We start from the raw sequence: 15266 nt of genomic DNA, 5'->3' as shown, positions 1-15266 counted from the left end.
GTCGTGACCGGTATGGGTGTGGAGGCGGGCGCGCAGGCAGCGCGCTCCCGGGCTCTCGCTGTGCTGCGCATCCGCAGCAGGGCGCTGGCCGTCGCCCTGCTGCCCGCGGCCGTGGCCGTCGTGCTGCTGGCCGGTGGATACACCGGCCGCATCACCGGCAAGCCCTGGGGGATCGCGGGAGGGATCGTGACGGTGTTCGCCGCTCTCGTCCTTCTCGCGGCGGCGGGCATCGCGCTCGTCGTGGCCCGTGCCCGGCCCGCGACGAGCCCCACGGTCCCGATCTCCGAGGAATCGGCCCCCGACCTCTACCGCATGGTCCGTGACCTGGCCGACCGTCTCGACGTCCCGGCCCCCTCGGCGATAGCGCTCACCCCGGACTGCGACAGCTGGCTGGAGGACCGCACCCACCGGGCCCTCGGCCGGTTCTTCCCGGGCGGAGGGGACGAGCCGGACGGCCCGCGCCGCGGCCCGGCCGGAAACGGCCCGGTGACCACGCTGACGGCCCGCGCCGCCCGGGTCACCGCCGCCCCCGTCCTCGTCATCGGCTCCCCGTTCCTGTGGTGGATGCGGGTCGGCGAGCTGCGGGCGGTCCTCGCCCCCGTGGTCGCCGGTACGGGCCCCTCGGCGCACCCGGACATAGCCGCGGCCCGCCGCTTCGTCCGAGGCCTGGACGCGGCGGTGGCCGTGGCCTCGGCGCCCGGCCGCGGTCCGCTGTCCCGCACGGTCCTGGCCGGAGTCGGCTGGGTCACCCGGCTCCTGCTGCGCGGCTGTCGGGGGCACGCGGCCGAGATGGAGCGGGCCGTGGCGGCCGCGTCGGCCGAGCGCGCACAGGCTGTGGACTACGGCGTGCGGATCGTCGCCCAGGAACAGGTGGGCCTGGCGTACGCGGGCTGGGACCGTCTGCTGACCCGGGTCGCGCTGCCCGCCTGGCGGATGGGCCGCTGGCCCTCCCGGCTGGACGTGGGCGTCGTCGCGGCCCTGACCGAGCTGTCCCGCCGCGACCGCCTCGCCGAGGGCTTCACCTCCCGTCTCGGCGAGCGTCCCGCCTGCGACCTGCTCGAAGAGCCCGGCACGGTGGACGAGGCCGCTTCGCTGCTCGCCGCCCGGCTCTTCCACGGCGGTCCCGCCGAGGCCGGCCCCGACTGGGCGCCGGTCGACTGGCAGGACTACCCGGACGAGGTCGTCGACCGCGCGTGGCGCACCGACGCGGCCCGGCTCCACCGGGTCCTGGACGCGCTCGGTGTCCGCCACCCCGCCGACCCCGCGCTGCCCGAGGCGGACGGACCGACCCTGGCCCGCGTGCTCGACCACCTGTCCGTGGCGGCGGGGGCCACGCCCGCGCCGGACGCGGCTCCCGCGGCCGTCCTCGCCGAGCACCGGACGGAGGCGTACGGGGAGATGGGCATCGCCGAGAGCGACGACCCCGACCTCGCCGTGGGGAACGAGCGCTCGGCGGCCCTCGCGGCCCGGCTCACCGCCGAACTGGCCCGTGAGGAGGCGTCCGCCCCGGCGAAGCACCGGCCCGCCGGGAGCGCCGGGCAGCAGGGCTCCGACCACGACCTGTGGGACGACCGGATGCTTCCGCTGTTCCCCCTCCAGCCGCCCAGGACCGGTCGCGAGCTGCTGGCCGACCATGTCACGGCGATGGTCTGCTGCGCCGCGATGGACACCGCCGGGGCGGTTCCCGGACTCGACTGGCTGGACGGCCCGTCCCTGCTCGTCGGCGGTGAACGGGCGGCCGACATCGGCCCCCGCGTCCTCACCCTCATAGAGACGGGGGACCCCACGCCCCTGCGGGACTGGCTGCGCCATCTGGGCGTCCGTCCCGAGAAACCGGTCCGGCTGGTCTGACGACGGCCCCTCCGGCGGCCGCCCCCCACTGTTCGTGTCCCCGGCCGTGTACACACCCCACCGTTCGCAGGCGCCCCGGCCCAGCCGGAGCGGCCCGTTCCACTCACGCCAATTCGCGACGAACGGTGACGGACTGCGTGCGTAATGTGATGTGCTGGGACCGATCGAGCACGGCGCAAGGGCTTGCCAGTACGACGGGGGCACGAAGGAGGGGTGCGGGCATGGGATCGGAGCAGATCCGCCGCTGGGAGTCGGGAGCACTCGCGCACGCCGTCACGGATCCCTTCGGCCTGGGACCCGTTCCCTGGCTCCGCGGCAGCGAGACCTATTTCGACGACACCGGCCACGTCGTCCCCTGGTACGTGGACACCGACGCGCCCCAGCCGTCGCAGCAGACGGCCGCCTCCCGGATCCCGGCGCCGCGGTCCACCTCCCGCACCCGTGCGCGCACCGGTCCCGGAGGCCCGCGCTCCGCCGACGACGTCCACCGTCAGATCAAGGGCTTCACCAGCACGGGCGCCACCGCTCCCGGCGAGTCCATCGACTTCCACGTGACGGTCGACCCGCCGCAGGAGTTCAGCGTCGACATCTACCGCATCGGCCACTACGGCGGCGACGGCGCCAGCAAGATCACCACGAGCCCCCGGCTCTCCGGGATCGTCCAGCCGCCGCCGCTCACCGCCGACCGCACGGTCTCCTGCCACCACTGGTGGCTGTCCTGGCGCCTGCAGATCCCGTCCTACTGGAACGTCGGCGCCTACGTCGCCGTCCTGACCACCCTCGACGGCTACCGCTCGCACGTCCCCTTCACCGTCCGCAACCACCAGACGGCCGACCTGCTCCTCCTGCTCCCGGACATCACCTGGCAGGCGTACAACCTGTACCCGGAGGACGGGCACACCGGCGCCAGCCTGTACCACGCGTGGGACGAGAGCGGCCGGCTCCTCGGCGAGGCCGACGCCGCGACGACCGTCTCCTTCGACCGCCCGTACGCGGGCGCGGGCCTGCCCCTCCACGTCGGCCACGCCTACGACTTCATCCGCTGGGCCGAGCGCTACGGCTACGACCTCGCCTACGCCGACGCCCGCGACCTGCACGCCGGCCGCGTCGACCCCACCCGCTACCGGGGCCTGGTCTTCCCGGGCCACGACGAGTACTGGTCGCCGCAGATGCGCCGGACCACGGAACTCGCCCGCGAGCACGGCACCTCGCTCGTCTTCCTCTCCGCCAACACCATGTACTGGCAGGTGGAGCTGGGGCGGTCCCCGTCGGGTGTCGCCGACCGGCTGCTGACCTGCCGGAAACGCCGGGGCCCCGGCAAGCCCGTCCTGTGGCGCGAGATCGACCGCCCGGAGCAGCAGCTCATCGGCATCCAGTACGCGGGGCGCGTCCCCGAGCCGTCCCCCCTGATCGTCCGCAACGCCGACCACTGGCTGTGGGAGGCGACCGGGGCGCACGACGGCGACGGGGTGGAGGGCATGGTCGCGGGCGAGGCGGACCGTTACTTCCCGCGCACCGCACTGCCGGAGCACCAGGACCGGATCCTGCTGGCGCACTCCCCGTACCCGGACAGCGAGGGCGTCCTGCGCCATCAGGAGACCTCGCTCTACCGCGCCCCCTCCGGCGCCCTGGTCTTCGCGTCCGGGACGTTCGCGTGGTCCCCGGCCCTCGACCGCCCCGGCCACGTGGACCCCCGTATCCAGCGGGCGACCGCCAATCTCCTCGACCGCATCTGCAAACACGACTGAGAAAGCCCCGCGGGGCGGCCGTGACGCACCCCCTGCCACGGGCGCCCGCACCCGCCCGGCCCGCCCCCCGTCCGCGGCCGCTCGTCCCGTACGGGAGAATCGAGTCACTTGTACAGAACCACGGGGAGGAACCGTGTCCGGATTCGTCGAAAAGCCCGAGCCCCTTCAGGTGCCGGGTCTGGTACATCTGCACACCGGCAAGGTGCGCGATCTGTACCAGAACGAGGCGGGCGACCTCGTGATGGTCGCCAGCGACCGCATCTCCGCCTACGACTGGGTGCTGCCCACCGAGATCCCCGACAAGGGACGCACCCTCACCCGGCTCTCCCTGTGGTGGTTCGACCAGCTCTCCGAACTGGCGCCCAACCACGTGCTGAGCACCGAACTCCCGCCGGGCGCCCCGGCCGACTGGGCCGGCCGCACCCTGATCTGCAAGTCCCTGCGGATGGCTCCGGTCGAATGCGTGGCCCGCGGCTATCTGACCGGCTCGGGCCTCGTCGAGTACAACGAGACCCGCACGGTCTGCGGTCTCGCGCTCCCCGAGGGCCTCGTCGACGGCTCGGAGCTCCCCGCGCCGATCTTCACCCCGGCCACCAAGGCCGCGGTCGGCGAGCACGACGAGAACGTCTCGTACGAGGAGGTCGCGCGTCAGGTCGGCGCCGACACCGCCGCCGAGCTGCGCCAGGCGACCCTCGCCATCTACGGCCGCGCCCGCGACATCGCCCGCGACCGGGGCATCATCCTCGCGGACACCAAGTTCGAGTTCGGCTACGAGGGCGAGACGCTCGTCCTCGCCGACGAGGTGCTGACCCCGGACTCCTCGCGCTTCTGGCCCGCCGACGCGTGGGAGCCGGGCCACGCGCAGCCGTCCTTCGACAAGCAGTACGTCCGCGACTGGCTGACCTCCGCGGAGTCGGGCTGGGACCGCAGGAGCGAGCAGCCGCCGCCCGCTCTGCCCGAGCACGTCGTGGAGGCCACCCGCGCCAAGTACATCGAGGCGTACGAGCGTCTGACGGGCGTCAGCTGGTCCTGACCCCGTCCACGGGCCCGGCCGCCGGCCGGGCCCGTCGGCCACCCGGGCCGGACGGCGCGTGGCCCTCCCGCCCAGGGCGGCGGACCCGAAGAAACCCCCGCGCACACGAAGAGGCCCGCACGCGAAGAGACCCGCACGCGAAAAGGGCCCGCGCACACGAAGAAGCCCCCGACCGAAGTCGGGGGCTTCTTTCTTGAGCGGACGACCAGGTTCGAACTGGCGACCTCAACCTTGGCAAGGTTGCGCTCTACCAACTGAGCTACGTCCGCGTGCGCCGTGGTGCGACAGCCACTATACCCAACCTCGCTCCCGTGCGAGACGCACCGCAGCATGTCGGTTCTCCGCGCCCAGTTTGGACACGGCCGACGACAGATAGTTCCGCACCGTCCCCTGGGACAGCGCGGCCCGCTCCGCGATCTCCGCCACGGGCGCCCCGTCGGCGGCGAATTCGAGCACCTCGGCCTCGCGCGCGGTCAGCGGCGAGTCCCCCGCGGAGATCGCGTCGGCGGCCAACTCCGGGTCCACATAACGGTTTCCCGCGTGAACGGTACGGATGATCTCCGCGAGCCGCCGCGCGCTGACCGTCTTCGGGACGAACCCGCGCACACCCGCCGCGAGCGCCCGCTTCAGATGCCCCGGCCGTCCGTGACTCGTCACGATCAGCACCTGGCAGCCGGGCAGTTCGGCCCGCAGGGATGTGGCCACGCTCACACCGTCGGCTCCCGGCATCTGGAGGTCCAGGACGGCGACATCGGGCCCGTGCGCCCGCGCCATCGCCAGTGCCTCCGGTCCGGTCGCCGCCTCGGCCACCACGACCAGGTCGTCCTCCAGCCCGAGCAGCGCGGCCAGCGCTCCCCGGATCAGGTGTTCGTCGTCGGCGAGCAGCAGCCGTACGGGAGCACCGGGCGCCGACGCGCCGGGCGGCACGGGGATCATGGGGTGGCCTCTCTCATCGGGTGCGGAACCGGCGGGACCGACGACTCCCGTGGCGCCCCGTCGCTTCCCGGGGCCGGTTTCCCGGGAGTGTCCGCGCGGGTGTCCGGGGAGGGCCGCAGCGGTACTTCCGCCGTCAGCCGGAACACTCCTTTGCTCGCGCCTGCCCGCAGCACCCCGTCCACCTCCTCCAGCCGCTCCCGCAGTCCCACGAGCCCGCTGCCTCTCCCCGGCCCGGATCCGCCGTCCGGCCCGGGTCCCGGTCCCGCCTCCTGCGGCACCCCGTCGTTCTCGACGGTGAGCGTCACCCGCTCCCGCGTCACCCGCAGGGACAGCGCGCACTTCCTGGCGTTCCCGTGCCGCAGCACATTGGTGGTCGCCTCCCGTACGACCCAGCCGAGCGCCGACTGGATCTGCGCCGGCAGTTCCGCGGCCGTGCCGGTGATGGCGCAGTCGATGCCGGCGGCCGTCAACACGCCCTGCGAGCCCGCCAGTTCGTTGGCGAGATCGGCGTCGCGATAGCCGCGTACCACCTCGCGCACCTCCCGCTGGGACTCCCGCGCGATCCGCTGCACCTCGGTCATCTGGTCCATGGCCTCGGACCGCCCGCGCCGGGCCAGCTGCACGGCGAGTTCGCTCTTGAGGGCGATCACCGCGAGGTTGCGGCCCATCACGTCGTGCAGATCGCGGCCGAAGCGCAGCCGTTCCTCGGCGACGGCGAGCCGGGCGCGGGTCTCGCGGGCCGCGTCGAGTTCGTAGACGGCGTTGAGCAGCCAGACGGAGAACGCCGCGGTGAAGGTGAGGAAACCGGCGGTCAGCAGGACGAGGAGGGCGGTGACCGGCGCGGCGGGGCCGGGGAAGCCGAGGGGCAGGGAGAGCGCGCCGGCGCCCGCGGCCGCGCCGAGCACGACGTACGTCATCCGGCGTCTGTCGCGGGTCCCGAGCGCGACCGTGCCCGTGCCGAACGCCGTGACGCCGACGAGCAGCGAGGAGGCGACGAGGAACTCGCCGTCGCTCGCCGGGCGCCAGGGGGTGCCCGAGAGGACGGCTCCCACGACGGCCGTCACACAGGTGCTCGCGGTCAGTGCGAGCAGGGTCCCGCGGGGCTGTTCCCGGGTGCCGCGCGTCCAGTCCAGTGCCCGCGAGGCGGTCACCGCGCAGCACACCGAGTGCCCGCACACCAGCAGGAACACCGCCCAGGACCGGGCCGCGGGCATGTTCCCGAAGACGGGCAGTCCGATCGAGATCGCTTCGAGCAGGGCGAAGAAGTGGAACGACCACCGGGTGTACGTCTCGACCTTCGCCGGTGTGCTCTTGCCCCGCCACCAGCCGGACGGCCTGCCCATGCCCACCCCCGTGTCCGTGGTCACCGCCGCGGCTCCCAGCGGAACCACCGTCGTACAGCAAACACCGCGATCAGGGTCCAGGCCACCGCCGTGGCGAGGGCGCCGAGGGTGTCGTGGGCGGAGAGGTGCCCGGTCCAGCCGCCGCGGATCAGGGTGATCACCGGGGTGAGAGGCAGCAGTTCGCAGAACCGGGCCATGCCGTCCGGCAGCAGTTCGAGGGGGACGAAGGTCCCCGAGCCGGCCAGTGACAGCAGGGTCAGGGGGGTGGCCGCGACCTGGGCGCCCTCCACGCTCCTGCTGAGGCTCGCGGTGACGGCCGCGAGCGCCGGCCAGGTGACGAACGCGGACAGCAGCCCGAGCAGGACGAGTTGGGGTTTCTCGGGCATCCCGATGCCGAGTGCCGCCCGGCAGGCGACGGTCAGGACGAGGCACTGGGCGATACCGATCGCGACCGAGGGCAGCGCGGCGCCCGCGAGGATCTCCAGGTCCCGCAGTTCCCCGGTGCGCAGCCGCTTGAGGACGAGTTCCTCCCGGCGTGCCGTGTACACGCTCGCCAGGGAGCCGTAGACGGCGAACAGGAGCACGAAGCCGATGGAGGAGGGGAGCAGGACCGAGCCGACCGTGAGTCCGGCGTCCTTCAGACGCATCGTGTCCAGGGTCGAGCGGAGCGTGAACGGCATGACCAGAGGGACGAACAGCGCCGCGGCGAGGGTCGCCCTGGTGCGGCCCAGCAGCGTCAGTTCGGCGCGTGCCAGTGCTCCGATCCGGCCGGCGGCCGTGGTCCCGGCCGTGCCGGCGCCGGTGGTGACCGCTGTTCCGCTCATGCCGCCGTTCCCTTCCCGCGCGCCTTCCGCGTGTCCGCGGTCGTCCTCGTCCCGTCCACGCCGTGCGCCGCCTCCCGCGAGATCCGCAGGAACGCCTCCTCCAGGGAGGCCGAGCGCACGTCGAGCCCCCGCAGCTCGACGCGGGCCCGCTCGGCCCACACCAGCAGGGCCGTGGCCGTCCGCTGGAGTTCGCCGGTCCGCAGCCGGATCGTCCGGCCCGCCGCCTCGTGGCCGCTCACCCCGAGTTCCGGCAGCGGGGGCAGGTCGCCGGGGAGGTAGCCGTCGGGCAACTCGAAGGAGACGTGCGACGGCTGGGAGGCGGTCACCTCGGCCGGGGTGCCGACGGCCGCGACGCGTCCTTCGTGCAGGATCGCCAGCCGGTCGGCGAGTGCCTCCGCCTCTTCCAGATAGTGGGTGGTCAGCAGGACCGTGGTCCCGTCGTCGCGCAGTTCGCGGACCAATTCCCAGGTGTTCCGGCGGCCTTCCACGTCGAGCCCGGTCGTGGGCTCGTCGAGGAAGAGGACCTCGGGGTCGCCGAGGAGCGCGAGCGCCAGGTCCAGCCGCCGCTTCTCGCCGCCGGACAACTGCTTCACACGGACGTCCGAGCGGTGCCCGAGTCCGACCCTGTCCAGGGCCTCTTCGGCGGGCCGGGCGCCGCTGGTGCACGCCGCCCACATCCGTGCGGTCTCGGCGGCCGTCAGCTCCGACGGGAAGCCCCCTTCCTGAAGCATCACGCCGATACGGGGCCGTACGGCAGCCCGGTCCGCGTACGGATCGTGCCCGAGGACGCGCACGCGCCCGGCGGCCGGGGGAGCCAGGCCCTCGATCAGTTCGACGGTGGAGGTCTTGCCAGCGCCGTTGGTGCCGAGGAGCGCGAAGATCTCACCGCGGCCCACGGAGAAGGTGACTCCGCGCACCGCCTCGAAATCTCCTGTGCCGTCCCCGTACACACGCCGCAGATCAGTGACCTCGATCACGTCGTCGTGTTCGCTCGTGTTCATGGAATCAGCGTCGGCGCGGACGGGGCCCGGCAGCAGTGCGCGTTGTCATCACTCGGCATGACAAATGTCAGACGGCCGGACGGCATTCCGTCGCGAGGGCGCCGGTACGCACGGGGATACGAGAAAGGCCCCGGTCGATGACCGGGGCCTTTGCTGCGACGAGCGGACGACCAGGTTCGAACTGGCGACCTCAACCTTGGCAAGGTTGCGCTCTACCAACTGAGCTACGTCCGCATTGCCTCCGACCGGCTTTCACCGATCGGCGCGAGCACCACCCTACCTGATCGACAAGCGATCAGTGAACGATGCAGAGCGGGTGACAGGAATTGCACACTGCGCCTTCCCCCTGGAAGGGGGATGTTCTGCTACTGAACTACACCCGCACGACCTTCGGGTTCCGGCTTTTCGGCCTTGCCCCTCGGCGTGTTCCAGACTCTAGCCGATCGGGCGGGGGTCAGCGCAAGTCGGTTCCCCGGGGGTCCGGCGGAGGGGTCCGGGGGCACCCCGGCGGGGTGCCCGGCCCGGTCCGCGGCCGGGTGCCGGCTCAGTGCGACTCGGCGAACGCCTCGTAGACCTTCTTGGGGATCCGGCCGCGCGGCGGCACGTCCATCTTGTTGGAACGGGCCCAGGCGCGGACCGCCGCGGGGTCGGGCGTCAACGCGGTGTGCGTGTACGCCTTCCCGGACTTCGACCGCTTGCGGCCGGCCTCGACGTACGGCTCGAGAGCCTTGCGCAGTTCCTCGGCGTTGGCTGGATTGAGGTCGATCTCGTACGACTTGCCGTCGAGTCCGAAGGCGATCGTCTCCGCCGCTTCCGAGCCGTCGATGTCGTCAAAGAGAGTGACCACGACACGCTGCGCCACGAATATCGGTCCCTTCGTGCGACACCTTCGCGATCAACGGTCATGACGTGCGCTGACGTCACGGAGTTGTCGGGGAGATGTCGGCTGTCCGGCTGTTATCGAGCAAAGTATCGGCTATTGCCAATTCATTTGTACAGTGCCCGGCATTGCATTGTGAAGCCCGACTAAATCCCTCCGCGTGTCCGATGGCAATGGGCCCCTGCCGTTCTTCTGCGGTTTTTCCCAGGATTTTCCGTGCATGCCCCCGGGCTGATGCGTGATCGTGATCGGGGTCACGTAGGATTCTACGAATCTACGCGAGTAGAAATTTTGTACGGGTAGTCTGAAGGGACCTGCTCAGCACCACACACCGGGAGTGCCAGTGGCACGCGTCGTAGTCGACGTCATGCTCAAGCCGGAGATCCTCGACCCCCAGGGCCAGGCGGTGCAGCGTGCACTGCCGCGCCTCGGTTTCGAAGGTGTCTCCGACGTCCGTCAGGGAAAGCGATTCGAACTCGAAGTGGACGGGCCGGTGGACGACGCCGCGCTCGCACGCATCCATGAACTGGCGGAATCCTTCCTCGCCAACACCGTGATCGAGGACTTCACCGTCAAGGTCGAGGAAGTCGCGGAGGCCGGAAAGTGACCGCTCGTATTGGAGTCGTCACCTTTCCGGGCAGCCTCGACGACCGCGACACGCAGCGCGCGATCAGGCTGGCCGGCGCCGAGCCCGTAGCCCTCTGGCACAAGGACAAGGACCTCAAGCAGGTCGACGCCGTCGTGCTGCCCGGCGGTTTCTCGTACGGCGACTATCTGCGGGCGGGCGCCATCTCGCGCTTCTCGCCGGTGATGGAGACCGTCATCGAGCAGGCGAAGTCCGGAATGCCGGTTCTCGGCATCTGCAACGGCTTCCAGGTCCTCACCGAGGCGCACCTTCTTCCCGGCGCGATGCTCGGCAACAACCACCTCCACTTCATCTGCCGCGACCAGAAGCTGCGGGTGGAGAACGCGGGGACCGCCTGGACCGCCGACTACGAGGCCGGCCAGGAGATCCACATCCCGCTGAAGAACATGGACGGGCGGTACGTCGCCGACGAGCACACGCTCGACATGCTGGAGGCCGAAGGCCGGGTCGCGTTCCGCTACATGGACGTCAACCCGAACGGATCGCTGCGCGACATCGCCGGCATCACGAACGCGGCGGGCAACGTCGTCGGTCTGATGCCGCACCCGGAGCACGCCGTCGAGCCCCTCGTCGGCTCCGGCCGCACCGACGGCCTCCCCTTCTTCACCTCGATCCTCAAGAAGCTGGTCAACGCATGAGCCGCACGCCTCTGGACACGGTCGAGCACGCGGCCGCGACCCCCGACGTCGAGCTGCCCTGGGCCGAACTGGGCCTGAAGAAGGACGAGTACGAGCGCGTCGTCGAGATCCTCGGCCGCCGCCCGACCGGCGCCGAGCTCGCCATGTACTCCGTCATGTGGTCCGAGCACTGCTCCTACAAGTCCTCGAAGGTCCACCTCCGCCAGTTCGGCGAGAAGGCCCCGCAGTCCGACGCGCTGCTCGTCGGCATCGGCGAGAACGCCGGTGTCGTCGACGTCGGCCAGGGCTACGCGGTCACCTTCAAGGTCGAGTCGCACAACCACCCGTCGTACGTCGAGCCCTACCAGGGCGCGGCCACCGGCGTCGGCGGCATCGTGCGCGACATCATCGCCATGGGCGCCCGCCCGGTCGCGGTCGTGGACCCGCTGCGCTTCGGCGCGGCCGACCACCCCGACACCAAGCGCGTCCTGCCGGGCGTCGTCGCGGGCATCGGCGGCTACGGCAACTGCCTGGGTCTGCCGAACATCGGCGGCGAGGTCGTCTTCGACGCCTGCTACCAGGGCAACCCGCTGGTCAACGCCGGTGCCATCGGCGTCATGCGGCACGAGGACATCCACCTCGCGAAGGCGTCCGGCACGGGCAACAAGGTCATCCTGTACGGGGCCCGCACGGGCGGCGACGGCATCGGCGGCGCGTCGATCCTCGCCTCGGAGACCTTCGACGACGCCAAGCCGTCGAAGCGTCCGGCCGTCCAGGTCGGCGACCCCTTCCAGGAGAAGCTCCTCATCGAGTGCACCCTGGAGGCCTTCGCCGAGAAGCTGGTCGTCGGCATCCAGGACCTCGGCGCGGCCGGACTGTCCTGCGCCACCAGCGAGCTGGCGTCCAACGGCTCCGGCGGTATGCGCGTGACGCTGGACGACGTACCCCTGCGCGACTCGACTCTGTCTCCCGAGGAAATCCTCATGAGCGAGTCGCAGGAACGCATGTGCGCGGTCGTCGAGCCGGAGAAGGTCGACCGGTTCCTGGAGATCTGCGACAAGTGGGACGTCATCGCCACCGTCATCGGTGAGGTCACCGACGGCGACCGGCTGGAGATCTTCTGGCACGGCGGCAAGATCGTCGACGTCGACCCGCGCACGGTCGCCCACGACGGCCCGGTCTACGAGCGCCCCTACGCCCGCCCGTCGTGGCAGGACGCGCTCCAGGCCGACGACGCGGGCAAGCTGCCCCGCCCGGAGAACGGCGACGAGCTGAAGGACCAGGTCCTGAGGCTGGTCTCCTCCCCGAACCAGGCCTCCAAGTCCTGGATCACCTCCCAGTACGACCACTTCGTGCAGGGCAACACGGTGCTGGCGCAGCCCGAGGACTCGGGCATGATCCGCATCGACGAGGAGACCGGGCTCGGCGTCGCCATCGCGACCGACGGCAACGGCCGCTACGCCAAGCTCGACCCGTACACGGGCGCGCAGCTGGCGCTCGCCGAGGCCTACCGCAACGTCGCGACGACCGGCGCCAAGCCGCTCGCCGTGTCCGACTGCCTGAACTTCGGCTCGCCCGAGGACCCGGCCGTCATGTGGCAGTTCGCCGAGGCGATCCGCGGTCTGGCCGACGCCTGCCAGCAGCTCGGCACCCCGGTGACCGGCGGCAACGTCTCGCTCTACAACCAGACCGGCGAGGTGGCCATCCACCCGACCCCGGTCGTGGCCGTGCTGGGCGTCATCGACGACGTCGCCCGCCGCACGCCGGTCGCCTTCCGGGAAGAGGGCCAGCTCCTCTACCTGCTCGGGGACACCCACGAGGAGTTCGGCGGTTCGGCCTGGTCGCAGGTCGTCCACGACCACCTGGGCGGTCTGCCGCCGAAGGTCGACCTGGAGCGCGAGCGGCTGCTCGCCGAGATCCTCATCTCGGCCTCCCGCGACGGCATGGTGGACTCCGCGCACGACCTGTCCGACGGCGGTCTGATCCAGGCCGTGGTCGAGTCGGCGCTGCAGGGCGGCAAGGGCGCGCGGCTGATCGTGCCCGACGGTCTCGACGCGTTCACCTTCCTGTTCTCGGAGTCGGCCGGCCGCGCGGTCGTCGCCGTCCCGCGCTCGGAGGAGCTCCGCTTCAACGACATGTGCGGTGCCCGGGGTCTGCCCGTCACCCGCATCGGTGTCGTCGACGGCGACGAGTCCGACGCGACGGCCGTCGTCGAGGTCCAGGGCGAGTTCACGCTCTCCCTGGCCGAGCTGCGCACGGCCCACGAGGGGACGATCCCGGCGCTGCTGGCGTAACACCCCGCCCGCCGAGCCGCGAAGGCCCCGCCCGTTCCGACGGGCGGGGCCTTCGTCACACCGGGACCGGATCGGTCTCCCGGGGCGGGCGAAGGCGTCGCTCGCCGCGCCGGATCCGGGCCGCCGCGGTGCGAGCGGCGCGGCCAGGGCATCGGCGCCGCTCCTCCCCGGAACACGGCCCGGCTCGCCGAACGGGCCTTCGCGCCGGTGGAACACGGGCTCACGGACCATGCCCGCCGCCCCTGACGATCCCCCACGGGCGCCGGTGCGCGCGCCGGTCCCCGGAGGGTCCCGCCCCGCTCGGCTTGCCGGCGAGGCGCCGAGACCCGGGGGCCACCTGATCCGGACGAAAGGCCCTAGGCTCGCCGTATGACCCCAGCCCGCAAGCGCGCCCGCACCTATGACTCGGCCAAGATCCGCGCGGCGGTGCTCGCGCAGTTCGGGAACGTGCGGGAGGGCGTACGCGCCCTGAGCGAGGAGCAGTTGGCGCGGCCCGCCCGGCTCGGGGACTGGAGCGTACGGGAGTTGGCCGCGCACATCACGATGTCGCTCGACGTCGTGAGCCGGCACCTCGACCTGGCCGCGCCCGCCGCGAAGGAGCTCGGGTTGCTGGAATGGCCGTTCGGAACGGCCTCCCGCTCCGGGACGATCGCCGACGGCACGCGCGCACTCGCCGCCGCCCACCCCGACCTCGACGCGCTCTACGCCGGCGTCGGCGCGCGGATCACCGAGCACCTGGCCACGGCCCCCGACGACCGGCTGCTCGGCGTGCCCGCCGGGGCGATGACCCTCGCCGACTGCCTCGTCACCCGCACCGTCGAACTCGTCGTCCACACCGACGACCTGAACCGCGCCGCCGGTACCGACATCCCCCTCGACCGGCAGGCCCTCGCCGCCTGCACCCGGCTGCTCGCCGACACCCTCGCCGTGAAGGCGCCCGGCGCGTCGACCGAGGTCCGGATCCCGCCGTACGCCGTCGTGCAGTGCGTGGAAGGGCCCCGGCACACCCGTGGCACCCCGCCGAACGTCGTCGAGACCGATCCGCTGACCTGGATCCGGCTCGCGACGGGCCGCACGGAATGGAAGGCCGCGCTGGACGAGGCGAAGGTCAGCGCGAGCGGCGAACGCGCCGACCTCGGCGGCCTGCTCCCGCTGATGGGATAGCCCGCCCGCTGGTGGGACAGCCCGCGCGCTGGTGGGCCCGTGCGCTGAAGGGACAGCCCGCAGGCGCCACCCGCGCGGGCTTCCCGCCCCACGCCCGGGGGAACCGGTCACCCGACCCTCCCGTCACATCGGCATGGACAAGCAGCGAATGACCCTCGGTGTCCTGACCCTGCTGCCCCTCGCCGCCGCGTGCGGTGCCCAGACGGCGGGGAACGGTTCCACCCGGACGGAGACGGCGCCGCTGACCGGCGTGCACTGGACGGTCGACAGCCTCACCGTGGGAGGGAAGACCACGCGGGCGCCCTCGGGGGCGTATCTGCGGATCGGGGACGACGGTCGCGTCAGCGGCAACCTCGGCTGCAACGGGTTCGGCTCGAAGGCCGTCCTCACCGGTGACCGCGTCGACTTCGGCGAGCTCCGGACGACGGACATGGCCTGCGCGAAGGGCCCGATGGACTTCGAGCGGAGCCTGGGCCGGGCCTTCGCGGACAAGGGCCCGTTCACGGCGAAGGCCGAAGGCCGCCGGCTGACGCTCACCGCCGACAACGGCGACCGGATCGGCCTCGCCGAGGAGAAGGACGCACCCCTGCGGGGGACGAGGTGGACGGTCACGGCACTGGGTGACGGCAACGTCTCCCAGCCGCTCCCGAAGGGGGCGAACGCGTACTTCGTCCTCCGTGAGGACGGCACCTTCGAGGCCCGGCTCGGCTGCAACCACGCCACCGGTCGCGCCACCGTCGGCGACGGACATATCACCCTCGGCCCGGCCCGGACGACCCGCATGATGTGCCAAGACTCACTCATGAGGACCGAGAAGACGCTGCTGGGGCTCTTCGACGGCAAGGTCGCCTACGTATTGGATCATCGCGGCATCGCGCTGACCAGCAAGAACGGCACGGTCGTCAGCGCGGTGGCCGACGAGTGATCCA

13 protein-coding genes and 3 tRNA genes are annotated in these 15266 nt (G+C 72.0%); 8 read left to right on the top strand and 8 right to left on the bottom strand.

Going from position 1 to position 15266, the window contains the following annotated elements; all coding sequences use genetic code 11:
- The first annotated feature begins 12 nt into the window (after positions 1–12).
- The 3 genes from ACFYW9_RS31180 to ACFYW9_RS31170 all read left to right on the top strand — a co-directional run bounded on the left by ACFYW9_RS31180 (position 13) and on the right by ACFYW9_RS31170 (position 4632).
- Positions 13–1851 carry a hypothetical protein gene (locus tag ACFYW9_RS31180; RefSeq protein WP_389157389.1) on the top strand — a complete coding sequence of 613 codons (1839 nt, stop codon included), beginning with the start codon at positions 13–15 and terminating at the stop codon, positions 1849–1851.
- 221 nt (positions 1852–2072) lie between these two features.
- Positions 2073–3599 (top strand): N,N-dimethylformamidase beta subunit family domain-containing protein, encoded by a 1527-nt coding sequence (locus ACFYW9_RS31175; RefSeq protein WP_389157343.1) that lies wholly within the window; start codon positions 2073–2075, stop codon positions 3597–3599.
- A gap of 133 nt (positions 3600–3732) precedes the next feature.
- Positions 3733–4632 (top strand): phosphoribosylaminoimidazolesuccinocarboxamide synthase, encoded by a 900-nt coding sequence (locus ACFYW9_RS31170; protein ID WP_326786878.1) that lies wholly within the window; start codon positions 3733–3735, stop codon positions 4630–4632.
- Between the two features lie 196 nt (positions 4633–4828).
- On the opposite strand, the gene ACFYW9_RS31165 is transcribed toward ACFYW9_RS31170, so the two are convergent.
- From ACFYW9_RS31165 to ACFYW9_RS31130, 8 genes are all read right to left on the bottom strand, one after another.
- A tRNA-Gly gene (locus ACFYW9_RS31165) sits at positions 4829–4901 on the bottom strand.
- 22 nt (positions 4902–4923) lie between these two features.
- Positions 4924–5568, bottom strand: a complete 645-nt coding sequence (locus tag ACFYW9_RS31160; RefSeq protein WP_389157340.1) for a response regulator — start codon at positions 5566–5568, stop codon at positions 4924–4926.
- Positions 5565–6911, bottom strand: coding sequence for a sensor histidine kinase (locus tag ACFYW9_RS31155; protein WP_389157386.1), 1347 nt, complete (start codon positions 6909–6911; stop codon positions 5565–5567). The genes ACFYW9_RS31160 and ACFYW9_RS31155 overlap by 4 nt, the downstream gene beginning before the upstream one ends.
- Before the next feature lie 20 nt (positions 6912–6931).
- Positions 6932–7735 carry an ABC transporter permease gene (locus tag ACFYW9_RS31150; protein WP_389157337.1) on the bottom strand — a complete coding sequence of 268 codons (804 nt, stop codon included), beginning with the start codon at positions 7733–7735 and terminating at the stop codon, positions 6932–6934.
- On the bottom strand, positions 7732–8736 hold the full coding sequence (locus tag ACFYW9_RS31145; protein ID WP_389157333.1) for an ABC transporter ATP-binding protein: 1005 nt from the start codon (positions 8734–8736) through the stop codon (positions 7732–7734). The genes ACFYW9_RS31150 and ACFYW9_RS31145 overlap by 4 nt, the downstream gene beginning before the upstream one ends.
- 161 nt (positions 8737–8897) lie before the next feature.
- Positions 8898–8970, bottom strand: a tRNA-Gly gene (locus tag ACFYW9_RS31140).
- Positions 8971–9047: 77 nt separating this feature from the next.
- Positions 9048–9119: transfer RNA gene (locus tag ACFYW9_RS31135), tRNA-Gly, on the bottom strand.
- Between the two features lie 161 nt (positions 9120–9280).
- A complete protein-coding gene (locus ACFYW9_RS31130) occupies positions 9281–9598 on the bottom strand; it encodes an Lsr2 family protein (protein WP_351872720.1) in 318 nt (105 codons plus the stop codon).
- A gap of 361 nt (positions 9599–9959) precedes the next feature.
- On the opposite strand from ACFYW9_RS31130, the gene purS reads away from it, so the two are divergent.
- The 5 genes from purS (at position 9960) to ACFYW9_RS31105 (ending at position 15262) form a co-directional block, all read left to right on the top strand.
- On the top strand, positions 9960–10223 hold the full coding sequence (gene purS / locus ACFYW9_RS31125) for a phosphoribosylformylglycinamidine synthase subunit PurS (RefSeq protein WP_005482678.1): 264 nt from the start codon (positions 9960–9962) through the stop codon (positions 10221–10223).
- Entirely contained in the window at positions 10220–10900 is a 681-nt protein-coding gene (purQ, locus tag ACFYW9_RS31120; RefSeq protein WP_389157328.1) for a phosphoribosylformylglycinamidine synthase subunit PurQ, read from the top strand. The genes purS and purQ overlap by 4 nt, the downstream gene beginning before the upstream one ends.
- Positions 10897–13173: a phosphoribosylformylglycinamidine synthase subunit PurL gene (purL, locus tag ACFYW9_RS31115; protein ID WP_389157326.1), complete on the top strand. Its 2277-nt coding sequence runs from the start codon at positions 10897–10899 to the stop codon at positions 13171–13173. The genes purQ and purL overlap by 4 nt, the downstream gene beginning before the upstream one ends.
- Before the next feature lie 369 nt (positions 13174–13542).
- A complete protein-coding gene (locus ACFYW9_RS31110) occupies positions 13543–14337 on the top strand; it encodes a sterol carrier family protein (RefSeq protein ID WP_389157323.1) in 795 nt (264 codons plus the stop codon).
- Positions 14338–14470: 133 nt separating this feature from the next.
- Complete coding sequence (locus ACFYW9_RS31105; protein ID WP_389157320.1) at positions 14471–15262, top strand: META domain-containing protein; 792 nt, start codon at positions 14471–14473, stop codon at positions 15260–15262.
- The last annotated feature ends 4 nt before the right edge of the window (positions 15263–15266 follow it).

Origin of the sequence: Streptomyces sp. NPDC002698 (assembly GCF_042888945.1) — a bacterium.
GTDB lineage: Bacteria > Actinomycetota > Actinomycetes > Streptomycetales > Streptomycetaceae > Streptomyces.
The sequence above is the reverse complement of the archived record's forward strand: the minus strand, read 5'-3'. Positions and strand labels throughout refer to the sequence as shown.